This window comes from Chromobacterium sp. (assembly GCF_041912965.1).
GTDB classification, from domain to species: domain Bacteria; phylum Pseudomonadota; class Gammaproteobacteria; order Burkholderiales; family Chromobacteriaceae; genus Chromobacterium; species Chromobacterium aquaticum.
In genome coordinates this window covers 73,509-94,792 of sequence record NZ_JAYSGF010000008.1, presented here as the reverse complement: position 1 = coordinate 94,792, position 21,284 = coordinate 73,509, and the positions used below count along the sequence as shown (strand labels likewise).

General features: G+C 63.8%; 23 protein-coding genes. 14 read left to right on the top strand and 9 right to left on the bottom strand.

The annotated features are described in order from the left end of the window. Positions 1-6 precede the first annotated feature (6 nt). Complete coding sequence (locus tag ACE3QM_RS06340; protein ID WP_374420997.1) at positions 7-2,082, bottom strand: methyl-accepting chemotaxis protein; 2,076 nt, start codon at positions 2,080-2,082, stop codon at positions 7-9. Positions 2,083-2,514: 432 nt separating this feature from the next. Here ACE3QM_RS06340 and ACE3QM_RS06335 point away from each other — a divergent pair, with 432 nt between their 5' ends. Continuing rightward, complete coding sequence (locus ACE3QM_RS06335; RefSeq protein ID WP_048408467.1) at positions 2,515-3,729, top strand: HD-GYP domain-containing protein; 1,215 nt, start codon at positions 2,515-2,517, stop codon at positions 3,727-3,729. A 162-nt stretch (positions 3,730-3,891) separates the two neighbouring features. Here ACE3QM_RS06335 and ACE3QM_RS06330 read toward each other — a convergent pair whose 3' ends face one another. Further along, a complete protein-coding gene (locus ACE3QM_RS06330) occupies positions 3,892-4,617 on the bottom strand; it encodes a 16S rRNA (uracil(1498)-N(3))-methyltransferase (RefSeq protein WP_374420995.1) in 726 nt (241 codons plus the stop codon). Between the two features lie 97 nt (positions 4,618-4,714). On the opposite strand from ACE3QM_RS06330, the gene ACE3QM_RS06325 reads away from it, so the two are divergent. Further along, the gene (locus tag ACE3QM_RS06325) at positions 4,715-5,500 is read left to right on the top strand and encodes an inositol monophosphatase family protein (protein WP_197081382.1); all 786 of its coding nucleotides are present in this window, start codon (positions 4,715-4,717) and stop codon (positions 5,498-5,500) included. Between the two features lie 6 nt (positions 5,501-5,506). On the opposite strand, the gene ACE3QM_RS06320 is transcribed toward ACE3QM_RS06325, so the two are convergent. From ACE3QM_RS06320 to ACE3QM_RS06300, 5 genes are all read right to left on the bottom strand, one after another. Further along, positions 5,507-5,854 (bottom strand): DMT family protein, encoded by a 348-nt coding sequence (locus ACE3QM_RS06320; RefSeq protein WP_197081375.1) that lies wholly within the window; start codon positions 5,852-5,854, stop codon positions 5,507-5,509. Positions 5,855-5,861: 7 nt separating this feature from the next. After that, positions 5,862-6,053 (bottom strand): Lar family restriction alleviation protein, encoded by a 192-nt coding sequence (locus ACE3QM_RS06315; protein WP_048408465.1) that lies wholly within the window; start codon positions 6,051-6,053, stop codon positions 5,862-5,864. Positions 6,054-6,138: 85 nt separating this feature from the next. After that, on the bottom strand, positions 6,139-7,473 hold the full coding sequence (locus ACE3QM_RS06310) for an SGNH/GDSL hydrolase family protein (RefSeq protein WP_374420992.1): 1,335 nt from the start codon (positions 7,471-7,473) through the stop codon (positions 6,139-6,141). A gap of 260 nt (positions 7,474-7,733) precedes the next feature. Next, complete coding sequence (locus tag ACE3QM_RS06305) at positions 7,734-8,747, bottom strand: class I SAM-dependent rRNA methyltransferase (protein ID WP_374420990.1); 1,014 nt, start codon at positions 8,745-8,747, stop codon at positions 7,734-7,736. A 184-nt stretch (positions 8,748-8,931) separates the two neighbouring features. Then, positions 8,932-10,299: an SGNH/GDSL hydrolase family protein gene (locus tag ACE3QM_RS06300; RefSeq protein WP_374420988.1), complete on the bottom strand. Its 1,368-nt coding sequence runs from the start codon at positions 10,297-10,299 to the stop codon at positions 8,932-8,934. A 275-nt stretch (positions 10,300-10,574) separates the two neighbouring features. Here ACE3QM_RS06300 and ACE3QM_RS06295 point away from each other — a divergent pair, with 275 nt between their 5' ends. Together ACE3QM_RS06295 and ACE3QM_RS06290 are read left to right on the top strand one after the other, a co-directional pair. Continuing rightward, on the top strand, positions 10,575-11,450 hold the full coding sequence (locus tag ACE3QM_RS06295; protein ID WP_374420986.1) for an HD-GYP domain-containing protein: 876 nt from the start codon (positions 10,575-10,577) through the stop codon (positions 11,448-11,450). Between the two features lie 178 nt (positions 11,451-11,628). Then, a complete protein-coding gene (locus ACE3QM_RS06290; protein WP_374420984.1) occupies positions 11,629-12,564 on the top strand; it encodes an alpha/beta hydrolase in 936 nt (311 codons plus the stop codon). A 293-nt stretch (positions 12,565-12,857) separates the two neighbouring features. Here the strand turns inward: ACE3QM_RS06290 and ACE3QM_RS06285 are convergent, their stop codons facing one another. Together ACE3QM_RS06285 and ACE3QM_RS06280 are read right to left on the bottom strand one after the other, a co-directional pair. Beyond that, positions 12,858-13,442 carry an SIS domain-containing protein gene (locus ACE3QM_RS06285; protein ID WP_231461118.1) on the bottom strand — a complete coding sequence of 195 codons (585 nt, stop codon included), beginning with the start codon at positions 13,440-13,442 and terminating at the stop codon, positions 12,858-12,860. A 192-nt stretch (positions 13,443-13,634) separates the two neighbouring features. Beyond that, complete coding sequence (locus tag ACE3QM_RS06280; protein ID WP_197081374.1) at positions 13,635-14,354, bottom strand: helix-turn-helix transcriptional regulator; 720 nt, start codon at positions 14,352-14,354, stop codon at positions 13,635-13,637. 329 nt (positions 14,355-14,683) lie between these two features. On the opposite strand from ACE3QM_RS06280, the gene ACE3QM_RS06275 reads away from it, so the two are divergent. The 10 genes from ACE3QM_RS06275 to ACE3QM_RS06230 all read left to right on the top strand — a co-directional run bounded on the left by ACE3QM_RS06275 (position 14,684) and on the right by ACE3QM_RS06230 (position 21,131). Continuing rightward, a complete protein-coding gene (locus ACE3QM_RS06275; RefSeq protein ID WP_048408461.1) occupies positions 14,684-15,097 on the top strand; it encodes a Mor transcription activator family protein in 414 nt (137 codons plus the stop codon). Positions 15,098-15,288: 191 nt separating this feature from the next. Then, positions 15,289-15,711: a M15 family metallopeptidase gene (locus ACE3QM_RS06270; RefSeq protein ID WP_374420981.1), complete on the top strand. Its 423-nt coding sequence runs from the start codon at positions 15,289-15,291 to the stop codon at positions 15,709-15,711. After that, complete coding sequence (locus tag ACE3QM_RS06265) at positions 15,711-15,932, top strand: hypothetical protein (protein WP_048408459.1); 222 nt, start codon at positions 15,711-15,713, stop codon at positions 15,930-15,932. The genes ACE3QM_RS06270 and ACE3QM_RS06265 overlap by 1 nt, the downstream gene beginning before the upstream one ends. Further along, the gene (locus ACE3QM_RS06260; RefSeq protein ID WP_374420979.1) at positions 15,932-16,510 is read left to right on the top strand and encodes a hypothetical protein; all 579 of its coding nucleotides are present in this window, start codon (positions 15,932-15,934) and stop codon (positions 16,508-16,510) included. Before ACE3QM_RS06265 ends, ACE3QM_RS06260 begins: the two co-directional genes overlap by 1 nt. Next, positions 16,507-16,704: a TraR/DksA family transcriptional regulator gene (locus ACE3QM_RS06255; protein WP_374420977.1), complete on the top strand. Its 198-nt coding sequence runs from the start codon at positions 16,507-16,509 to the stop codon at positions 16,702-16,704. The genes ACE3QM_RS06260 and ACE3QM_RS06255 overlap by 4 nt, the downstream gene beginning before the upstream one ends. Before the next feature lie 14 nt (positions 16,705-16,718). Beyond that, positions 16,719-16,934: a hypothetical protein gene (locus ACE3QM_RS06250; RefSeq protein WP_048408457.1), complete on the top strand. Its 216-nt coding sequence runs from the start codon at positions 16,719-16,721 to the stop codon at positions 16,932-16,934. An 81-nt stretch (positions 16,935-17,015) separates the two neighbouring features. Continuing rightward, a complete protein-coding gene (locus ACE3QM_RS06245; protein WP_374420974.1) occupies positions 17,016-18,308 on the top strand; it encodes a tail fiber protein in 1,293 nt (430 codons plus the stop codon). Between the two features lie 115 nt (positions 18,309-18,423). After that, a complete protein-coding gene (locus tag ACE3QM_RS06240; protein ID WP_048408456.1) occupies positions 18,424-19,116 on the top strand; it encodes a DUF1834 family protein in 693 nt (230 codons plus the stop codon). Positions 19,117-19,191: 75 nt separating this feature from the next. Next, on the top strand, positions 19,192-20,613 hold the full coding sequence (locus ACE3QM_RS06235; protein WP_374420972.1) for a phage tail sheath C-terminal domain-containing protein: 1,422 nt from the start codon (positions 19,192-19,194) through the stop codon (positions 20,611-20,613). A 143-nt stretch (positions 20,614-20,756) separates the two neighbouring features. Next, entirely contained in the window at positions 20,757-21,131 is a 375-nt protein-coding gene (locus ACE3QM_RS06230) for a hypothetical protein (protein ID WP_019104097.1), read from the top strand. Positions 21,132-21,284: the final 153 nt, after the last annotated feature.

Sequence of the window (21,284 nt, the reverse complement as noted above, 5' to 3'; positions counted from 1 at the left end):
CGGGGTTCAAGTGCGGAAATCGCCCACCAGCGCCTCCAGCCGCGCCGACAATTCGCGCAGATGGCTGACCGAGGACGCCACCTGGCGCACCACTTCGCTATTGCTCTGCGCCATGCTGCTGATGCGCTCCACGTTCTGGGCGATTTCCAGGCTGGCGGCGGATTGCTCGCGGGTGGAGGCGGCGATGTCGACGATGCTGCCCACCAGGCCGTGGCTGCGGTCCAGCACGGTCTGCATCGCCTGGTTGGCGTCCTCGGCGATGGCGACGCTATTGCCCACCAGCTGGGTGCTCTTCTGCACATCGCTGACCGCGTCGCGGGTTTCCTGGCCGATGGCGTTGACGATGCGGCTGATTTCCACCGTGGCCTCGGCGGTGCGGCCGGCCAGATTGCGCACCTCGTCCGCCACCACCGCGAAGCCGCGGCCCAGCTCGCCGGCGCGCGCCGCTTCTATCGCCGCGTTCAGCGCCAACAGATTGGTCTGGTCGGCGATGTCCTTGATCACGTTGACGATGGTGCTGACCTCGGCCGAACGCGCGCCCAGGCCGTTCACCCGCTCCGCCAGCGCCTGCATATTGCTGGTCATGCGCTGGATCTCGGCGGTGACCTGATTGACGGTGGCGACGCTGCGCTCGGTCAGCGCGCCGGTTTCGCGAGCGGTGTCCTCGGCCTGCTGCGAGGTGTTGGCGATGTGCTGCACGCTGACGGTGACTTGTTCCACGCCGGCGGCGGTGGCGCTGGCGGCGTCCGACTGCGAGGCGGAGGCGCTTTCCACCTGCCGCGCCGATTCCTGCAGCGAGACCGCCGCCGCGGTGACCGCCTGGCTTTGCTCGCGCACGTCGACGAACATATCGCGCAGGCTGGCGATGAAGCGATTGAAGGCGTCGGCGGTGCGGCCGATTTCGTCGCGGTTGCGGATGGGGATGCGTATCGTCAGGTCGCCCTTGCCGGAAGCCAGCTGCTCCATGGTGGCGGCCAGATGGTTCAGCGGCCGGGTCAGCGCGCGCACCACGCCGGCCAGCACCAGCAGGATCAGCGCCAGCGCCACCACGCCTATCAGCACCGCGGTCAGGCTTTGCCGGCGCGCGTCGGCGGTGATGGCGGCAGTGGGAATGCTGACGCCCAAGGTCCAGAACTGGCCGGTATTGGCCACTTTCACCGAGTGGAAGAAATGAGTGAAACCGCCGGCTTCGTAGACGAAGTCCTCGCCCTGTTTGACCTTGGCCAGGTAGGGCGCCAGCGGGCCGTCCTTGGCCGCGGGCTTGCCCAGCTGCGCCGGATCGGGATTGACCACGTAGAGGCCGCCTTCGGACAGCATGCTGACGTAGCCGGTTTCATACAGCCGGATCTGGCCGAACTTCTTCTGCAGATCGTCCAGCGCGATATCGGTGGCGGACACGCCCAGCATCTTGCCGGCGGCATCCTTCATCACCACCGCCAGCGAGCTCTCCAGAATCTTGCGGTTCTGCACCTCGTAGGGGTAGGGCTCGGTGATGGTGTCGCGGCCGCGCTGCTTGGGCACGTAATAGAAATCACCCCAGCCCGGTTTTTCGTAGTCCGGCTGGTAGCTGTCCGGGTGTTCCTTGAATTTGGGAAACTCCTTGACCCGATCCGCCGACATCATCACGTCCATCTGCGCCTTGCCCTTGTCGTTCTTGGTGACATAGGGCTGATAGCGGCCGGTGGGATCGTGGCGCGGCCAATCCAGGCGGAAGGCGTTGTCGTTGCCGTCGAAGGCATTGGGCTCCCACAGCATCCACAGGCCCACGGATTGCGGCGCATTGTCCAGCAGCTGCTGGATCATATTGTCGGCGAGCTTGCGGTCCGGGTGCGCGACGCGCTGTATGCCCTGCACCGCGTCGGCGAGGTGGCGCGGGATGGTGAAATTGCGCGCGAAATCGCTTTCCGCGTCCTTGGCGTAGCTGCTGGCTTGCTCCGAGGCCAGCTTATAGCCCTGGTCCACCGCCGAGTTGTAACTCTGCCAGGCGATCAGGCCGATCATGACGGCGAAGCCGACGGCAATGGCGGCCGCGGCCACCACGATGATGCGGGTGCTCAGATGGCCCCAATTCTGTTTTTCCATGCTTCTTCCCCAAAGCCTTTGCGAAACCTGTTATCTGGCGCGCTGCCACGGCGACGCTCGAGCGGAGGCGAGGCCCGGCGTCTTGCCCTTATTTATAGACATTAAAGCCATTGACCCCGGGCGGTCCATGCCGACGCGCTAAAAGCCGGCCTTGTCCGCGCCGGCGCGTGGAAGCCGCGCCACAACCGGCGGCGCGGCAATATTTACAGCCGCGTGACAGCCGGTGCCGGACTGCGCTATTTAGCTGGCTTTGCGGCCGAATCGCGCTCAATGCGCCCGGCCGCGCGTTTATCTTTATTTGCGAACCGGCTGACGGATCAACTTGCAAATGGCGGTGGCCGGGCTGATTCTGAAAGAGACGCCCCGCGCTGGCGGGTTGATCGAACGGCGGAGACATGGCCGCGCGCTGGCGCGGCAGGAAAAGAGCACAGAATGATCAAGTGCATAGAGGTGGCCGATCTCAAGGTGGGGATGTATATCCATGACTTGAATTGCGACTGGATGTCGCACCCGTTCCTGCTCAAGCGTTTCTTGATCAAGAACGAGGAGGAGATCCACAAGATCGCCGATTCCGGCATTCACGAGGTGTACATCGATACCCGCAAGGGTCTGGATCTGCCTTCCGCGCCCACCGCCACCGAGGTGAAAAAGCAGCTGGAAGAGCAGATCCGCGAATTCGGCAGCCATAAAAGCATACTGGAACGGCAGGTGGAGGCCGGCGCCGAGTTTGGCCGCGCGCAAATGATACATAGCGAGGCCAACCTGATCATCCAGGGCATTCTCAAGGATGTGCGGCTGGGCAAGCAGGTGGAACTGGAAATGGTGGAGCCGTCGGTGTCCAAGATGACCTCGTCCATCCTGCGCAACGGCGGAGCGTTGCTGTCGCTGTGCCGGATCAAGGACAAGGACAATTACACCTTCCAGCATTCGGTCAGCGTGGGCGCGCTGATGGTCAGCTTCTGCAATGCGATGGGGATGAGCAAGGAAGTGATACACCATGCCGGCATCGGCGGCATGTTGCACGATATCGGCAAGATGAAGATTCCGGACCGCATCCTCAACAAGCCGGGCAAATTGACCGAACAGGAATTCGCGGTGATGAAATGCCATGTGGTGGAGAGCAAGCAGATCCTGCTGCAAACCACCGGCATTTCAGAAACCGCGGTGCTGGTGGCCGCGCAGCATCACGAGCGCCACGACGGCAGCGGCTATCCGGCCGGACTCAAGGGCGAGGAAATCTCGCAGCTGGGGCAGATGGCGGCCATCGTCGATGTCTATGACGCGCTGACCTCGGATCGCTGCTACCACAAGGGCATGGCGCCCACCGACGCGCTGCGCAAGATCTACGAGTGGTCCAAATTCCATTTCAACCCGCAGCTGGTGCAGGCCTTCATGCGCAGCATAGGCATTTACCCAGTGGGCACCCTGGTGCGGTTGGAGAGCGGCCGCCTGGGCGTGGTGGTGGAGCAAAACGAGAGCAATCTGATCTCGCCCAAGGTGAAGGTGTTCTTCAGCACCAAGAGCAATGTCTATATCCCGCCGGAACTGGTGGATCTGGGGCGCGGCATGGGCTTCGGCGGCGGCGATCGCATCGTCAAGCACGAGTCGCCGGACAAGTGGAAGATCGATCCGCTGCGTTTTCTATAAGAACCTGTTCAAAGTCTGCTGCGCTTCGTGAGCCATTGCACGGTGAGTACGAGCTCAAAATGCTCATGTACCACGTGTACATTCCGCTTTTTCGCTTGTTTTCGCCTTGTCTCGCTCTTGCTCGCGAGATCGTGAACAGGCTCTAAGCGCAAGCGGTTCAGCCTAGCGGTAATCCCCCCACACCGTCTGCATCGCCGCCACCGCCGCCAGCGCCGCGGTTTCGGTGCGCAGGATGCGCGGCCCCAGCTTCAGCGGGGTCCAGCCGGCATCCAGCGCCGCGGCCTCCTCGCGCGCGGAGTAGCCGCCTTCCGGGCCGGCCATCAGCCAGGCGCGCGTCGGCGCGGCGGCGATGTCGGCCAGGCGCTGAGTGCCGACCGGCGACAGGATCAGTCGCGCATCGGCGTCCGGCAGCCGTTTCAGCCATTGCTCCAGCGATAGAATCGGCAATACTTGAGGAATGCTGTTGCGGCCGCATTGCTCGCAGGCGGAGACCACGATCTCCTGCCAGCGCGCCACGCGCTTGTCGGCGCGCTCGCCGGAGAGCTTGACGATGGAACGCTCCGCCGCGATGGGCTGGAACGCGGACACGCCCATTTCCACGCCTTTTTGCAGCGTGAACTCCATCTTGTCGCCGCCGGAAATGGCTTGAGCCAGACCCATCCAGATCGGTGTTTCACGTGAAACGTCGTCAAAGCCTTCGATGCGGCAATGGGCATCGCGCTTCAGCACCGCGTCCAGCATGGCCGAGTACTCGCCGCCACGGCCGTTGAACAGGGTGATGGCGTCGCCGGCATTGAGCCGCAGCACCTGCACATGGCGCACTACCGTGTCCGGCAGGGCCAGTGTTTGGCCGACGCTAAGGTCGGCGTCAATGTAAAACCTGGGCATCACGTATTGAAAGTCGCTGTTGATATCGGTATTTTGCTTTGTTTGCTGCAATTGCAGCAAATGGGATTGTAGCGGCCTTGGGGGAAAACGGATGCAGGTGCTGGAACAGGTGATGCAGGTGCTCAGGGAAGTGGCGCGCGACGAGGTGATGCCGCGCTTTTTGCGCGTGGGCAAAAGCCGCAAGGACGACGGCACATTGTTCACCGAGGCCGATATGGCTTGCCAGCAGGCTTTGCAGGCCGCCTTGCCCCGCATCCTGCCGCACCCGGTGCTGGGCGAGGAGATGGAATTGGCCGAGCAGGACCGGCTGTGGGCGGAAAATCAGGATGGCTTGTGGGTGGTGGACCCGATAGACGGCACCACCAACTTCGTCAATGGCTTGCCGTATTTCGCCATTTCCGTCGGCCTGATGGTGGGCGGCAAGAGCCGGCTGGGCGTGATCTACAATCCGGTGTCGCAGGAAATGTTCTACGCCAGCCGCGGCGAGGGCGCTTATCTGAACGGCCAGCGCCTGCCGCTGAAAACCGTGGTCAACACCATGTGCGACGCCATCGCCAGCGTCGAAGTCAAATACCTGCGCTCCGGCAAGCTGGCGGCGCGCATCGGCAGCACCTGCCCCTGCGGCAGCCTGCGCAATCTGGGCTCCAGCACGCTGGACTGGTGTTATCTGGCGGCCGGCCGCTACGATCTTTATCTTCATGGCGGCCAGCGGCTGTGGGATTACGCCGCCGGGGCGGTGATCCTGGAAGAGGCCGGCGGCCAGATCGCCAGCCTCAACAGTGACGATTACTGGAGCGATGTGATCTGGAAGCGTTCCGCCATCGCCGCGCTCAATCCGGAACTGTTCTCCCAATGGCACCGCTGGGTGCGCGCCAACCAGTAGCCGGCTTCAGCCGCGGAACATGAAGTAGACCGCGCCCACCAGGCATAGTCCGGCCCAGACGTAATCCCAGCGGAAGGGCTGGTTCATGTAGAACACCGCGAACGGTATGAACACCGACAGCGATATCACTTCCTGAATGATCTTCAGCTGCGACAGCGTCATCGTGCCGTAGCCGGCGCGGTTGGCCGGCACCTGCAGCAAATACTCGAACAAGGCGATGCCCCAGCTGGCCAATGCGGCCAGCCACCAGGGCTTGGACGACATGTCCTTCAGGTGGGCATACCAGGCGAAGGTCATGAATACATTGGACAACACCAGCAGCAGCGGCGTCAGCAGATAAGGCGAGATATTCATGATGTGCTCAGCGGCTGGCGTTCCAGTTGGCGATGGCTTCCTTCTTGTTGTCGGCCTGGGCGCCGATGGCGCTGCAATTGCCGTTGTCCGGGTAGCGGCTGCATTGCACCCAGAAGCGGCGGGAGCCGGCCTTGATCAGCAGGGCGGGCGCGCCGCATTTGGGGCAGGGTTTCAGTGTGGTCTGCTGGGCTGGGTGCATGGCGGGATGTCCGGCTGAAACCGGCATCTTACCCCAAGCCGCCGCGTGATGGCGGCGGCTTGGGGAGGAGAGCCGTCGCCGGCGCTTAGCGCCGCGCCTTCAGCGCCGCCGTGGCGGAAACCACCGGGTCCGCCGCCTTGACGAAGTTGGCGACATAGCCGCCCAACAGCTTATGGGTGTGGGTGGTGGGATGCAGCACGTCCCAGAACACGAAGCTGTCCGGATTGCCGCATTCCGCGCGCGGCTTCTGTTCCCAGATATAGGGCAGGCTGGCGTTGCCGGCGATGTCCAGGCAGGACTGGGTGGCATTGCTGACCTGGTACTTGGCCGGGTGATCGAGCAAGTCGTCGAACAAGGTGTTGCTGTCGAACAGGTTCAGCTTCAGCGTGCTGCCGTATTTCTGTTGCAATTGAGTCACCAGCAGCGCCAGCTTGGCGTTGTAATCGCGCACCTGCGGCGCCAGCGCGGCGGCCTTGCCGCTGGCCTGGGCCGCCGGGGTGCGGGCCAGATTGGGCAGATTCAGCACCACGATGTGACGCGCGCCGGCGTTGATCACACGCTCCAGCGCCTTGCTCTGGTCCGCGATCACCTGGTCCACGGTGCGGCCGTAGTTGAGCAGGTCGTTGCCGCCTATCAGCATGGTGAACAAGGTGTTTTCCGGCCGGTAGTTGGCCGCTTTCTGCATGTATTGCGACCAAGACTCCACCTGCTGCAGCAGGCCGGGCACCACCAGGTGCTGGTCGGCGGCGGAACCGCCTATCGCCCAGTTGTAGATCGGCAAGTTCAACTGCTCGGCCAGGTATTCCACCCACACCCGGTCATTGCTGAAGCGGCCGATGAACCAGCTCTTGGCGTTGGGCAGCTTCCACTGCGACGCGCCGTACATATTCTGAGTGTCGGACAGGCTGTCGCCGAACACGATCAGCTTGTTGACGCGCGCCGGCTGGCTGGCGCTGTCCTGGCTCCAGATGGTGTGGTTGTAGGACAGCTGGTTGTTGGCGGCGGCGTACAGCGCCACCGGCCGGCTGATGCCCTTGGCCGCCAGCGTTTTCTGGCAGACGCCGGCCAGGGTGTCCTGGGTCACGTCGCTATAGAACATATTCTTCAGCGCGACGATGCTGCCGGACCACCAGTAGCCGTTGACGCGGTAGTAGTCGCCGCTGCTGGGATCCAGCGCCCAGTGATAGCTGGTTTGCGGCTTGGCGCCGTTCATGTCCAGCCGGTAATAACAGCGCAGATAGGTGTAGGTGGCGGCTCCCATCGCCACGGCCGGCTTGGTCGGCGCGGCCTTGACCTGAGCTTCGCTGAGCGGCCCGCCCGGGGACAGATAGTCCAGTTGCGGGTCCAGCTGAGCATGGGCCTGGCTGGCGGCGAACAGGCCGGCGGCGGCCAGCAGGCCGCGTAGCAGTTGAGGTTTCATTGTACTTTCCCGATACGTGATTTGAGTCAAGCTGTCTGTCGTGTGCCGTCTAGCGCGGCAGTCGCGGCTTGATGCCGTAACGGAATCTTTAAGTATCTACAGGTGAAAATAAACGGTAATTTTAAGATATGCGTAAAAATGCCATATGGCTGAATGGCTGTGGTTTTTTATGCAAAAACGCCCGCGCAGGGCGGGCGTTTGGCGAGATTGGATCTGGCCGCGGCAATCGGGCCGGGGCCCGCCGCCGTCAAGAGCACAGCTCAGACGCTGAGCGCGACGATCTTCAAGGGGTGCTTGCCGTCCGGGCTGGGGAAGTCCGCGTCCGGAGTGATCCATTCCGCCGCGCGCACTTCGCGGCCGGCCTTGGCCGCGCTGCGCGTGAGCGCTTCCAGCCAGGCGTCGCCATCCACCTGCGCGACGTTGTTGCAGCAGATCAGCGTGCCGCCGGGCGCGGTGGCCAGCAGCGCCGGCTTGAACAGCGCCTGGTAGTCGTTGATCAGGTCCACCACGCCGAAGGGGCTCTTGGAGTAACGCGGCGGATCCAGGAACACCAGGTCGAACTGGCGCGCTTCCAGCTTGGGGAAAGGAGGCATTTTCTTGCCGCGCACGCGCTCGGGCTGGCCGATGCCGGACAGCTGGCGAATGGCGGCGAACACATCGCTCTGCACGCAGCGCGGGCGGGTGGCCAGCAGATTGAGCTTGGCGTTGGCGCGGCCGACGCTGAGGCTGGATTCGGCGAAGTCCACGTTCATCACGAAGCTGGCGCCGGCCTTGGCCGCGGCCACGCCGACGCCGCAGGTGTAGGCGAACAGATTGAGCACGCTCTTGCCGGCCGCCAGCTGCATCACATGGCGGCGCGCGGCGCGCAGATCCAGGAACAGCCACGGATCCTGGCCTTTGTGGCGCGCGCGGTAATGGTAGTTGACGCCCAGTTCGCGGATGGTGTGGTCGGCTTCGGCCTCGGCCTGCTGTTCCAGCGTCAGCGCGTTGCCGATGCGCGAGTTGCCGGCGCTGCGGTCGTTGTACATCAGCGGCAGGCCGGGATGGCTGGCCTGGTAGTGAGCGCGAATCTCCGCCAGTTCGGCATCGCTCAGCGCCTGATGGAAGCTCTGCGCCAGCAGTTGCTCGCCGTAGCGGTCCACGGTCAGGCCGGGGGCGCCTTCCGCGCTGCCGTGAAACAGCCGGTAACAGTTGGTGTCTTCGGCTTGCAGCCGGGCGATCAATTCTGCGCGCGCGGCTTCGGCGCGTTGCAGCAATGGGGTCAGGGAGGACATCGGGGGCCTTCGCTTGCGGTTCCGGGCCGGCTCGCCGCATAGAGGCGGGCGCGCCGGAAAATCCTTCATTGTATGCGTTGCCGCGGCCGCGCTCAAATGCATGGCCGAAAAAGGCCTTGCAAAACAACAGGCCGCCCGCGGGCGGCCTGTTGAATGGTGCGGCTTGGCCGTTGGTCGGCGGTGCTTAGCGTCGCGGCAGCGCGGCAAAGCCGGCGCGGCCGTTCAGGAAGCCGTATACCTCGTCCGCCAGCACTTTATGGGTGCGGGTGGTGGGGTGCAGCGTGTCCCAGAACACGAAGCTGTCCGGATTCACGCAATTGGCGCGCGCGTTCTGGGCGCTCAGATAATTGGCGCCGGAGTCCGCGTTGATATCGAGGCAGGACTGGGTGGTGTTGCTGAACTGATACTGCGCCGGATTGCCCAGCACCTGGTTGAACAGCGCGTAGCTGTCGAACACCCGCAGATTCAGGCCGCTGCCGTACTTGAGGCGCAGTTGGGCGGCCAGCGCGTTCAGGCGCTGGTTATAGTCACGCACCTGGGCGGCCACCTGGGTGGCGCCGGACTTGAACTGGAACACCGGCGCCCGCGATACGTCGGGCAGATTGAGCACCAGGATGTTGCGCGCGCCGGCGTCGATCAGGCTGGTCAGCGCCTGGCTTTGGCCGCTGATCACCTTGTCCACCGAGTTGTTGTAGTTCACGAAGTCGTTGCCGCCTATCAGCATGGTGAACAGCGTGCTGGCCGGATCGTAGTCGCGGGCCTGCTTCATGTAGTCCTTCCATGACTGCACCTGTTGCTGCACGCCAGGAATCACCAGCTTTTGCGTGTCCACGCCGGCGCCGCCCACCGCCCAGTTATAGACCGGCAGTTGCAGGCGGCCGGCCAGGTATTCCACCCACACCTGACCGTTGCTGAAATGGCCGAGGAACCAGCTGTTGCGGTTGGGCAGCGTCCACATCGAGGCGTTATAGACGTTCTGGTTGTCGGACAGGCTGTCGCCGAAGGCGACGATCTTGTTGATGGCCGCGCCCTGGCCGGCCTTGTCATTGGTCCACACCGTGTAATTGAAGGACAGCTGGTTGTCGGCGGCGAACACCATCGCCGGGTTCTGCTGGATGCCCTTTTTCTGCAAGGTGCCGCGGCAGACCGATTGCAGCGTGCTCTGCGCCACATCGGTGTAATACATATTCTTCCAGTCCAGCGCGCTGCTGGACCACCAATAGCCGTTCAAGCGGTAGTAGTCGCCGCTGCTTGGGTCCAGGGCCCATGCGTAGTCGGTGGTGGGCTTGGTGGCGCTGCCGCCGGTGCGGTAATAGCAGCGCAGATAGGTGTAAGTGGCCGGGCCGGGCACCGACATCAGTTCGATATTGGCGTCGCCGCGCGCGACGCGGCTCATCGGCGCCGGCGGCGCCGTCTTCAGCAATTGCTCGCGGCTGAGCGGGCCGGACGAAGACAGCACGTGGCTGTAGCGCGGGTCCGGCTGTATCGGTTCCTGGGCGGCGGCCTGCGCCAGCGGGCTCAGGGCAAGGCTCAGCAATAGCAGTGATTTCATTGTTGTCTCCTCGTGTGGAACGCCGCCAGGCGGCGTGAACGCGCGGCCCGGACGCTGCGCGTGGACCGCGTGTCGCCTAGGCTAGCCAAGAAAAATGAAAACTTCATGCAAATGGAATGAATGCTCTAGTTTTCGCCGCGACACTGTCGTATTGCTGCCAGTGCAGCAAAGCCGCATTGATATGCCATATTGAAATCATTCGGCCCGAGACGCCGCCGGGGCGCTTGCAGATATCGCTCTCGCGGCCGGGTTTCACCGCATGCGAGGACATGGCGATGCGACAGGCGCAGGAACTGCTGAAAACGCTGTACACGATGGCGATGATGGTGGAGGCGCGCGACGCCTATACCGGCGGGCATTTGTGGCGGGTATCGCGCTTTTGCTATGCGCTGGCCGACAGCCTGGGCCTGTCGCAGTCGGAAGTGGAGCGCATCGCGCTGGGCGGATTCCTGCATGATCTGGGCAAGGTGGGCGTGCCGGACGCGGTGCTGAACAAGCCGGACAAGCTCAGCGACGCTGAGTACGAGGTGATCAAGACCCATCCGCAAGTGGGCGCCGACCTGCTGCGCGACCACCCGCTGGCGGAACTGGCGCTGGACGCGGTGCTGCGCCACCACGAAACCCCGGACGGCCGCGGCTATCCGCTGGGCCTGCGGGGCAAGGACATCCCGCTGGCGGCGCGCATCGTCGGCATCGCCGACGCCTTCGACGCGATGACCAGCACCCGGCCGTATCGGCGCGGCATGCCCAAGGAGCGCGCGCTGGCCATCATCCGGGAAAACCTGGGCAGCCAGTTCGACAGCGAGTTGGGAGAGCGTTTCATCCAGTTGGGCGAGGCGGGCCGTTTCGACCACATCATCGGCCATAGCGAGCCGGGCATTCCGCTGCAGTGCTGCCAGGGCTGTGGCCCCATCATCGCGGTGCCGCGCAGCGCGGCCGACGGCGACGAGCTGTTCTGTCCCAGCTGCGCCGGCGGCTATCGGCTGTCGCGGCGGGGCCCCTACCTGGCGCTGGAGCCGTCCGGACGCTCCAATCCGGCGCAGGCGCGCCAGCCGCGCGCCGATCCGGGCCTGATCGATGATTTGCTGCTGGGCGCGGAGCCCTTGTTGCAAATGCGCAAACCCAGCTTGCTGGAAAGGCTGTTCGGCTGAGCAGGCAGCGGGTAGGGCATGCCAAGCGCGCAATCCGTGCTTGCACTGCAATACCAATGGTATAAGCTGGCCAGGTCCATCACCGGATCATCCGCCAGCGCGCCGCGCCCGGCCTTCTCCCGACTTTCCCCGCTTGCGCCCGCGCGCGTATGCCACGCCTGGGCCGATAGGAGCTTGCATGCATCAGCTCGATCCCGCTCTGGCCGTCTGGCTGGAGGAGTACAACCGCGAATTGGCCGACATGGTGGCCAAGGGCTACAAGGCCACCGCCATCGGCGCGCGCGAAGCGCTGGCCAATCTGACCCGGCAGATGGTGACGCCGGGGCCGGACATCGCCTGGGTCAACGACGAACTGGTGCCGGGCCGCGACTACACCGTGCCGGTGCGCATCTATCACCCGGATCCCAAGCGGCCGCTGCCGGTGCTGGTGTTCTTCCACGGCGGTGGCCATATGGTGGGCAGCGTCAGCGTCTACGATCCGATTTGCCGCCGCCTCGCCGCCTCCAGCCGGCACGTGGTGGTGTCGGCGGAATATCGGCGCTCGCCGGAAAGCCCGTACCCGGCTGGCCTGCAGGATGCCGCCACCGTGGCCAAGGGCGTGTGGCAGGCGCTGGACGCGCGACAACTGCCCTATGTGCGCCAGCTGTCGCTGGCCGGGGACTCCGCCGGCGGCGCGCTGACCTCCAGCCTCAGCGGCCTGGGGCAGTACGATGCGTCCTTGCAGATCAAGCGCCAAGTGCTGATCTATCCCAGCGTCGATTACACGCTGAGCCAGCCTTCGGTGGACGAGAACGGCGAGGGCTATCTGCTGACCAAGGCGCGGGTGGCCTGGTATTTCGACAACTACTTCCAGCATGCGGAAAACCGTCTGCAGGCCTCGCCGCTGCACTGGGCGTTCACGCGCAAATTGCCGGACACGCTGCTGGTGTCGGCCGGCTTCGATCCGCTGCGCGACGAGGACTTCCTCTATGTGGACAAGCTGCGCGCGGCGGCGGTGGAGGTGGAGCACCTGCACCTGGACGGCATGGTGCACGCCTTCCTCAATCTGGAAGCCATCGTGCCGGACGCCTGCCGCATGGTTTACCAGCGCATCGGGGAATTCCTAAACCGTTAGAACCTGTTCAAGGTCTGCTGCGTTCGTGAAGCGTTACACGGTGAGTACAAGCTCAAAATGCTCATGTGGCACGACTACATTCCGCTTTTTCGCTCGTTTTCGCCTTGTCTCGCTCTTGCCCGCGAGCCTTTGAACAAGCCCTAGCGCCGCGCCGCAGGCAAAACCAAACCGCCGCCGGGGAGAACCGGGCGGCGGTTTTTTTATCGCATCATGCCGTTGGCGTACTGACAGGCGTCGCTTGGGGCGCGGCGCGCGATATCAGCACAATGGCAAACGTGACAGAGCAGGAAAGCTCAATAGTTTTCCGGGCAGAAGTGACGTTCGACCAGTTCGATCAGGATGTGCAGCACCTTGATGTGCAGCTCCTGCACGCGGTCGGCGAACTGGCCGCCGGGCGTGTTGACGTAGACGTCGGCCAGCGGTTCCAGCCGCGTGCCGGCGCGACCGGTGAGAATCACCACCTTGACGCCCATTTCGCGCGCCACTTGCGCGGCGTTGATGATGGTCTGGCTGTTGCCGCTGGTGCTGATGCCGATCAGCACGTCGCCGGCGCGGGCGTGGCTTTCCAGATAGCGCGAAAACACGAACTCGTAGCCGTAGTCGTTGGCGACGCAGGTCATGTGGCTGGGGTCGGAAATGGCGACCGCGGCCATGCCGCGGCGGTTCTTGCGGTAGCGGCCGGTCAGTTCCTCGGCGAAATGCATGGCGTCGCACATCGAGCCGCCGTTGCCGCAGGAAAAGATGCGGCCGCCCGCCGCCAGGCTGGCGATCAGGGTTTGCGCGGCCGCGTCGATGCTGGCCAGCGCTTCCGGATTGGCCAGCAGATTGGCCAAGGCGGTTTGCGCCTCGCCCAGGCTGGCTTCGATGTGTTGAATCATGGTGGTATCCGTTTCATGCGGTGCGGCAAAACAGCAGTTTACACCCGCTGCGCCGGGCCCAGAACCTGTTTACGATCTCGCGAGCTAGAGCGAGACAAGGCGTTGCGGCTGAGAAAGCGGCATGTACCCGTGGTGCATGAGCATTTCGAAGACGATTTCAACGCCGCAGCGCAGCAGATCGTGAACCCGTTCTCAGCCAATCTGACGGCCGAACCAGACCACGCGGCCTATCACCTCGAACTCGCCGGTATTGCGCTGCAGATCGACGGTGAAAGTCTCGTACAAGGGATTGGCGCTGCGCACCTGCACCGCGCCGCCGGGCAAGCGCTGCAACTGCTTGACGAAGATGTCCTCGCCCATGCGGATCACGTACAGACCCTCGCCGGGAGAGTGCTCGGCGGTGTTGACCAGGATGGTATCGCGGTCCTCCAGCACGCCGCTCATGCTGTCGCCCTTGACGCTGATCACCGCCAGGTCCTTGGCGGAAGCGTTCAGATGGTTCTTGATCCAGTACTTGCGGAAGGCCATGTAGAACATCGGCGCCTCTTCGCTGGCATTAGAACCGAAGCCGGCCGACGCCTTCAGGTTATAGCGCGGGATGAAACAGAACTCTTCATGCACATTGTCGGGTACAAAACAATCCGAATCCCGTTCTAATCTGCGCGGCGCGCTGGCGGCGGGCGCGGTGTCGTAAGGCTGGCCGCTGCCATGCAACAGCCATTCCAGTCTGCAACCGGTGGCTTCCACGATCTTGCTGGCGGTTGCGGAGCGGGGCACGCCGCCGTGGTACCACATATTGGTGAACGAGCCCTTATTGATACCGATGCGAGCAGCCCAGGCATAGGGCTTTTCCGCGCCGATCAGCGACTCCAGCCGCTGCTTGAAGTCACTTTGTTCCAAGTTTTTTTCCATATAGAACTCCATTTGGCATGCGGGCATAGCCCCGTTCTGTCATGTCAAATGACCTGTACGTTAGGTCAGGTAGTGACATCGTACTAATTGCTAGGTTTTATGTTTTGAACTAAAATAGCACTTATGTTGAGAGCTAAGTTCAAAAATAAAAAGTGCAGGTCAAAGCAAGCCAGTGACATCTTGTTGCAACAAGCGTTGATCAAGGAATTCATGGGCTTGCGTCAAAATAGAACAGTGGTTCTAAATGCCGCCTGCGTATGCTTTCAGAAGTAATTATAACTCATTTAGAACTTATCGTCTTTGTTCCGTGATTACAAGGAGATTTTGCGATGACCGTAGCCAATATCGCCCCGGCCCTGCCCGAAACCATGCGCCTGGTGGCCGAGCTGATAGGCTTGCCGCGTACCTTGCAACTGGTGCAGGCGCTGGGCGGCACCACCCTGCCTATCTCCAAGAACCAGAGCAAGGCGGGCCAGCTGCGTTTCGCCGCGCTGGTGGAAGTGATAGGCGAAGATGCCGCCTCCAGCCTGACCCATCATTTCGGCGGCGACATCCTGTACGTGCCACGCTGCAGCCAGGCATTGCGGCTGGCGCGCAACCAGCAGCTGCTGAACGACTTCGATCAATTGCTGGAGCAGGGCCTGGGCGCCAATGAAGCGGTCAGCGTGCTGGCCATCCGCTACCAGTTGAGCGACCGCATGGTGTGGCGCGTGCTGAAAACCCCCAGCCAAGAACTGCATTAAAGCCGCCGGCGCCCGCCGCGGCGCGCCGGGTCCTCGGCGCGCAAGCTTCAAACCGTCTTTCTCCTTCCTGATTTCATCCTGTTCGATTCTCGCCGGACCCGCAACAGCGGCGCGTCTCAGCCTGGCAGGGCTGCGCGCGTCGCGGGCCGGACGCGGAGCCCCGCACTTTTCGTCAACAGCAAGGAGCATTCATGGCCAGTAGAGCTATTTCCGACCTGCACCCGCAGCTGCAACCCCTGGCCGAAGCATTCGTCCGGCGCTGCCGCGATGCCGGCGTGGAGGCGCTGATCACCTGCACCTGGCGCTCCGGCGCGGAGCAGGACGCGCTGTACGCGCAAGGCCGCAGCCGGCCCGGGCCCAAGGTCACCAATGCGCGCGCCGGCCAGTCCGCGCACAACGCCATGCGGCACGGCAGCCCGGCGGCGCTGGCCTTCGACGTGGTGCCGCTGATCGGCGGCAAGCCGGTCTGGGACGCCCACCATCCGCACTGGCAGCTGATGGGCGAGATCGGCGCCGCGCTGGGTTTGAACTGGTACGGCCGGGCGGATGCGCCGTTCCGCGAGTTTCCCCACTTTGAGCTGAATTCGACCGACCTCGACAAGGAGAAAAAGTGATGCGTCTGTCCGACTTGATGACCCGGCCCGGCGGCCGCCGCCTGAGCCACTCCCGGCTATGGGCCAATATCGCCTGCGCCGCGGCCACGCTGCTGTTCGTGGTGGAAGGGCTGCGCGGCACCCTGGACGCGGAGATCTGGCTGATCTACCTCGGCATCGTCGGCGGTTACTCCGCCGGCTTGCGTCTGATCGCCGCCTGGCGCGACCGGGGCGGCCGCTGATGACGCCGCTGCCAACCTGGCCGCGGCTGGGCGCCTGGCTGCTGCCGCCTTTGCTGGCGGCCGGCATCGCGTATCCGCTGGGCCTGCGCCACGGCGCGGACAGCTGGCGCGCGCGGCTGGCGGAACAGCAGGCGGCGGAGCAGCGCCGCCAGGCCGAGCAAGCCGAACAGGCGCAGCGGCAACTACAGGCCGCCTTGCAGCAACAACGGCGCTTGCAGCTGCTGGTCGGCGAGCAGGAGAGCCGCTTGCTGCGCCAGCAACAGGATGCGCAGCAAAGGCTGCAAGCCCAAAAACAAAGGATCGAATATGTCGTGCAACAGGATGGCGGCCGTTACGGCGGCCTTGGCCCTGACAGCCTGCGCCTCTACCGGCAAATCCTCGGCTATTCCGCCGCCGCAGTGCCCGCAGCCGACGCCGTATCTACTGCAGATTCCCATCAAACCCCCGCCGCCGACGCCGGGTTACCGGCAGCAGACCTCCTGGCCCATGCCGCCGACTACGGCGCCTGGTGTCAGCAGCTCGAACAAAGGCTGACAACGCTCGGCGGGCTGTTTTCAACCGAAGGACCACAACCATGAGCGACTTTTTCGACCGGGCCAGCGAACTGGAAACCGAGTTCCGCGAGCAAGCGATTGCCCGCCATTACCAGCAGAGCGAGCAGACGGGCTACAGCCACTGCGAGGATTGCGGCGACCCCATCCCGTCCGCGCGCCGGACGGTGCTGCCCAGCTGCACCCGCTGCGTGATCTGCCAACAACTGGCCGAAGGCTGAAAGGCGGGTTTCACGTGGAACATGACAATCTGATGGCCTTGGGCCGCATAGAGGGCAAGCTGGACATGATTGTTGCCCATCTCGCCAAGCAAGACAAAAAACTGGAAGAACTGGACAGCCGCCTGCGCGACGTCGAAGTCCAGGCCGCGCGCAGCGGCGCCTTGTCCGGCGCGGTGTCCGCGCTGGCAGTAACGCTGCTGGGCGAATTCCTCAAGCGGCTGCTGCACTGAGCGACGGCCCGCCGTTTCATCCGCCCGCCTCCGGCGCGGTGTCGAATTTCCCCCTTCTCAAACCTTGTGAAAGGAATCCAGATGTCGCAAACGACGATCTGTATCAAACCGCAATTTCAGGTCAATGTCTTGGGACAAACTGAGGCCAATCCAGTGCGTATCGAAATGAACCAGTGTTGTGGTAGCGATGTTTCATGCGATGGAGGCTCGTCCACGGGGGCTCTTCCCAGCGGGGCCATCCAATACTTCGCCCGTAAGGATGCACCAGCGGGTTGGCTCAAGGCGGATGGCTCCCTGGTGTCCAAACAGCAATATTCGTCCTTGTACCAGGCAATTGGCGATATGTTCGCCAACAAGGAAATGGATGCCGATATCCAGGCACTGCTCAAGTTTGATGATCGTAACAAGCTGATCGACCTGATCAGCGGCAAGGAAGCCGTGCTGGTTGGTACCGCGAGTCTGAGTTCCGAACAAAGCAAATTTGGCAAGACCAGCCTGCAGACCAAGGCCAAGGGCAGCTACGCCCGCTTCACGATGCAAAGCAAGTTCAACCCGGAGGCGTTCACCATCGAGGGCTGGCATTACCCGATGTTTACGGGTCACCCCAATTGGGTTTTTGGCATGAACGCTTCGGCTCCCTGGGGCGAGATCGGCCTTGGCATCCACTCGCAGACCAAGGCGCCGATGGTTTGGCTGGCCGGTCCCGGCTCCGGTTTTATTTGTGAAGGCGTTCAGGGGCAGGCCAATACCTTTCCTGAGCCCCGTTGGTATCACATCGCGCTGTGTTACGACGGAACGACCTATCGACTGTTTGTCGACGGCAAGCTGGTGTGGAGTCTGAAAACCGAGCTGAAGGTCAATATTCCGGACAACACCATTGTGTTCTCGGTGGATGGACACGATCCGATTTACGCCGATTCCGCCGGCGGCTACTTCCAGGATTGGATGATCTCCAAGAAGTCCCGCTATCAGACCGAATTCACTCCGCCGGGTGAACAGACCGGCTCGTCCCGCCCGGAAAACAGCGAACTGTTTCAACTGCCCGACCTGCGCGGCGAGTTCATCCGCGGCTGGGACGATGGACGCGGCGTGGACCCGGCTCGCAAGCTTGGCAGCGCTCAGAAAGGCACGCTGGTCGCCGCCAACGAGTATTTCAGCGACAACGAGCTGTACAACATCAGCACCAACGTCGGCACTGGGCAGGCGGCCGCCGGCACCGCCGCCTTCGGCGCGGATGTCCCGGACCTGGCCGGCTACCCCGGTCTGGAAATGCACTATGTCACCGGCGTCAAGGGCGTGTTGAGCAATTACCTTAGCTCGGTCGGCGCCGCCCGCCCTCGCAACCTCGCCCTGCTGGCCTGCATCAAGGCCTGATCCCCGCCGGCCGCGCCCGCGGCCGCAAGCCCCACTGACATCGCTCAGCTAAGCCCAAAACCGTGGGCGCGCGACAATAGCCATATCGATAAACCGCTGAATCATTGAGGAAATCATGTCCCTGCTGATCCAAGTGCAAGACGCCATCGCCGATCGCCTGCGCCAGGGCCTGGGCCGCATGGTGCGCGAAGTGGCGGCCGATCTGGACGAAACCGGTTTGTGCGGTCTGGACCTCGCGCAAGGTTCGTTCCAGAGCCGGCTGACGCCGGCGGCGGGCAGCCCCGGCCTGAATCCGCAGGCCTTGGCGCGGCTGCCGGCGCTGTGGACCGTGGCCGGCGGCATCAGCGCCTGCCAGCCCTCGGCCAGCCTGCGCCAGCGCTACAAGGCGCAGGCGCGCTTCACCGTCATCGTCGGTGATCGGCTGCAGGCGGACCACGGCTATGCCGGCGCCGGCGTCTGGCAGCTGGTCTACGCGGTGCGCCGTTTGCTGTCGGCCCAGGACTTCGGCCTGGCGGTGTCGCCGCTGATGCCCGAGCAAGTGCGGCCGCTGGGCCAGGCTCAGCGCGACGGCCAGCCGTGGAGCCTGGTGGCTTGCGACTTCTCCTGCCATTGGCTGGACGAGGCGCTGGACAACGGCCACTGGCCGTCGCCGCAGGGCGAGGCCGATCCCGACCAAGTATTCGCCCGCTTCGGCGGCCGTCTGGAAGGCCCCGCCGCCGAATGGCGCAGCACTCGCCTGGACTACAGCCTGGACGGCAAGCCGGGCGTCAAGGCCCAGGACGTGGTCAAGCAGCCGCCATCCGCCTGATTTTTCCGCAGTATCCCGCCGCGCCGTCCGGCGCGGCGCCTTTCCCCAACCGCATCAACCAGGAGCCCATATTCTATGGCCAGCCCCAACATCAGCTTCGACCAGATCCCGGCATCCATCCGCAAACCGGGCAAATACTTCGAGTTCAACACCAAGCTGGCAGTGCGCACCCTGCCGGGCAACCCGCAGCGCGTGCTGGTGATCGGCCAGCGCTTCGCCGATGCGGCCCAGCCGGCTCTGGCCGCGCTGGACGTGTTCAGCGACGAGCAGGCCGCCCAGGCCTTCGGCCGCGGCTCCTATGCCCATCTGCTGGCTCGCGCCGCCATCAACGCCAACCCCTATCTGCAACTCAGCGTGATCGCGGTTGACGACGCGGACAGCGCCGCCGCCGCCGCCGGCTCCTTCACCTTCACCGGCCCGGCCACCGGCGCCGGCGTGGCCAGCCTGTTCATCGGCGGCCGCCGCATCGACGTGGCCGTGACCGCCGGCGACGACGCCGCCAAGATCGCCGCCGCCGCCAAGGCCGCCGTCGACAAGCTGGCTGACCTGCCGGTGACCGCCGCCGCCGCCAAGGAAGTGCTGACCCTGACCGCCCGCCACAAGGGCGCGGCAGGCAACGCCATCGTGCTGAAAGCGCAGGAACAGATCGCCGGCCTCGGCATCACCGTGGCCGCGATGAAGGGCGGCGCCGCCGATCCGGACATCGCTCCGGCGCTGGCGGCCGTGGTTAGCGGCGGCCACCACATCGTGGTCAACCCGTTCAACAACGACACCGCCTTCACCGCGCTGCGCACCCACCTGGACTTCGTGTCCGGCCCGATGGAGCAACGCGGCGCCATCGGCGTGGTCGGCGCCGTCGGCGCGCTGGCGGAAGTCAGCGCCATCGCGTCCAAACTGGCCAGCGGCCGCGTCAGCGCCGCCTGGTATCGCGGCTCCGCCAAGCTGCCGGGCGAACTGGCCGCCGCTTACGCCGCGGTGATCGCCAGCGAGGAAGATCCGGCCCGTCCGCTGAACACCCTGGAACTCAAAGGCCTGGACGTGGTGGAACTGGCCGCCCGCACCAGCCGCACCGAGCAGGAAAACGCCCTCTACAACGGCGTGACCCCGCTGGAAGTGGGCCCGGGCGAACGCGTGCAGATCGTGCGCTCCATCAGCACCTACACCAAGGACGCGCAAGGCGTGGACGACGTATCGCTGCTGGATCTGACCACCATCCGCACCCTGGACTACGTGCGCCGCGCCTGCCGCGAGCGCGTGGCGCTGCGCTTCCCGCGCGAAAAGCTGTCCGATCGCACCCCGTCCAAGGTCCGTTCCGAACTGCTGGACGTGCTCTACAAGCTGGAAGAACTGGAAATCATCGAAGCGGTGGACGCCAACAAGGACGGCCTGATCGTTGAGCGCGACGCGCAAGACGTGAACCGTCTGGACGCCAAGATCCCGGTGGACGTGGTCAACGGCCTGCATGTGTTCGCCGGCCGTATCGATCTGCTGCTGTAAGCGGCAATGGGTAAACACGCGGGGTGCCGCCTTGCCCCAGCGCTGTTACCCGAGTGGGCCTAGTTTTCCCCGTTAACGCTTGATCCGGCGGCCCGCCGTCCAACCGGCCGGGCCGCCCACATGAAACCGAAAAGGACATTCACATGGCTTTGAAAGAATACGCAGGTTCGATCGTACTGGAAGTCAACGGCCAGGAAATCGACGTCATCGACCTCAACGTCAGCAGCAAGACCGGCCGCAAGCTGGTGAAAACCATGAACAGCAGCGGCCGCGCCCGTGGCTTCGCGCGCGGCATCTCGGAATACGAGCTGTCCGTCACCGTCTCCATCCCGCTGTCCGGCGAACTGGATTGGGAAGCGATCGAAGGCGCCAAGTTGACTGAATTCCCGGTGGCGCCGGGCGGCAAGCGCACCAGCTACCTGGACTGCTTCACGCTGGAAGTGGGCGAGAAATACGGCGTGGAAAGCGAAGCGCGCCGCGATATCAAGCTGCTGTCGCTGCGTAAAGTTCAGGAGTGAGTTCAAGCTTATTTAATCGGCTGATTAAATAATTAACGGCTGGATGTGGAGCGTTGGTTAACAGGAAGCATCTGGCCGTCTTCTCATATATTCCCGCCTTGTCGCCTCAAAAAATCATGTGAGCGAATACGCTGCTTTACAAGGTAAAGCCGC

Excerpts from the sequence above, each read along its gene's own strand:
- ACE3QM_RS06270 (WP_374420981.1), top strand. The coding sequence starts at position 15,289 with ATGGCCAGTAGAGCTATTTCCGACCTGCACCCGCAGCTGCAACCCCTG.
- ACE3QM_RS06275 (WP_048408461.1), top strand. The coding sequence starts at position 14,684 with ATGACCGTAGCCAATATCGCCCCGGCCCTGCCCGAAACCATGCGCCTG.
- ACE3QM_RS06320 (WP_197081375.1), bottom strand. The coding sequence starts at position 5,854 with ATGAATATCTCGCCTTATCTGCTGACGCCGCTGCTGCTGGTGTTGTCC.
- ACE3QM_RS06260 (WP_374420979.1), top strand. The coding sequence starts at position 15,932 with ATGACGCCGCTGCCAACCTGGCCGCGGCTGGGCGCCTGGCTGCTGCCG.
- ACE3QM_RS06290 (WP_374420984.1), top strand. The coding sequence starts at position 11,629 with ATGCATCAGCTCGATCCCGCTCTGGCCGTCTGGCTGGAGGAGTACAAC.
- ACE3QM_RS06240 (WP_048408456.1), top strand. The coding sequence starts at position 18,424 with ATGTCCCTGCTGATCCAAGTGCAAGACGCCATCGCCGATCGCCTGCGC.
- ACE3QM_RS06255 (WP_374420977.1), top strand. The coding sequence starts at position 16,507 with ATGAGCGACTTTTTCGACCGGGCCAGCGAACTGGAAACCGAGTTCCGC.
- ACE3QM_RS06285 (WP_231461118.1), bottom strand. The coding sequence starts at position 13,442 with ATGATTCAACACATCGAAGCCAGCCTGGGCGAGGCGCAAACCGCCTTG.
- ACE3QM_RS06245 (WP_374420974.1), top strand. The coding sequence starts at position 17,016 with ATGTCGCAAACGACGATCTGTATCAAACCGCAATTTCAGGTCAATGTC.
- ACE3QM_RS06295 (WP_374420986.1), top strand. The coding sequence starts at position 10,575 with ATGCGACAGGCGCAGGAACTGCTGAAAACGCTGTACACGATGGCGATG.
- ACE3QM_RS06335 (WP_048408467.1), top strand. The coding sequence starts at position 2,515 with ATGATCAAGTGCATAGAGGTGGCCGATCTCAAGGTGGGGATGTATATC.
- ACE3QM_RS06235 (WP_374420972.1), top strand. The coding sequence starts at position 19,192 with ATGGCCAGCCCCAACATCAGCTTCGACCAGATCCCGGCATCCATCCGC.
- ACE3QM_RS06315 (WP_048408465.1), bottom strand. The coding sequence starts at position 6,053 with ATGCACCCAGCCCAGCAGACCACACTGAAACCCTGCCCCAAATGCGGC.
- ACE3QM_RS06310 (WP_374420992.1), bottom strand. The coding sequence starts at position 7,473 with ATGAAACCTCAACTGCTACGCGGCCTGCTGGCCGCCGCCGGCCTGTTC.
- ACE3QM_RS06305 (WP_374420990.1), bottom strand. The coding sequence starts at position 8,747 with ATGTCCTCCCTGACCCCATTGCTGCAACGCGCCGAAGCCGCGCGCGCA.
- ACE3QM_RS06265 (WP_048408459.1), top strand. The coding sequence starts at position 15,711 with ATGCGTCTGTCCGACTTGATGACCCGGCCCGGCGGCCGCCGCCTGAGC.
- ACE3QM_RS06340 (WP_374420997.1), bottom strand. The coding sequence starts at position 2,082 with ATGGAAAAACAGAATTGGGGCCATCTGAGCACCCGCATCATCGTGGTG.
- ACE3QM_RS06280 (WP_197081374.1), bottom strand. The coding sequence starts at position 14,354 with ATGGAAAAAAACTTGGAACAAAGTGACTTCAAGCAGCGGCTGGAGTCG.
- ACE3QM_RS06330 (WP_374420995.1), bottom strand. The coding sequence starts at position 4,617 with ATGCCCAGGTTTTACATTGACGCCGACCTTAGCGTCGGCCAAACACTG.
- ACE3QM_RS06300 (WP_374420988.1), bottom strand. The coding sequence starts at position 10,299 with ATGAAATCACTGCTATTGCTGAGCCTTGCCCTGAGCCCGCTGGCGCAG.
- ACE3QM_RS06230 (WP_019104097.1), top strand. The coding sequence starts at position 20,757 with ATGGCTTTGAAAGAATACGCAGGTTCGATCGTACTGGAAGTCAACGGC.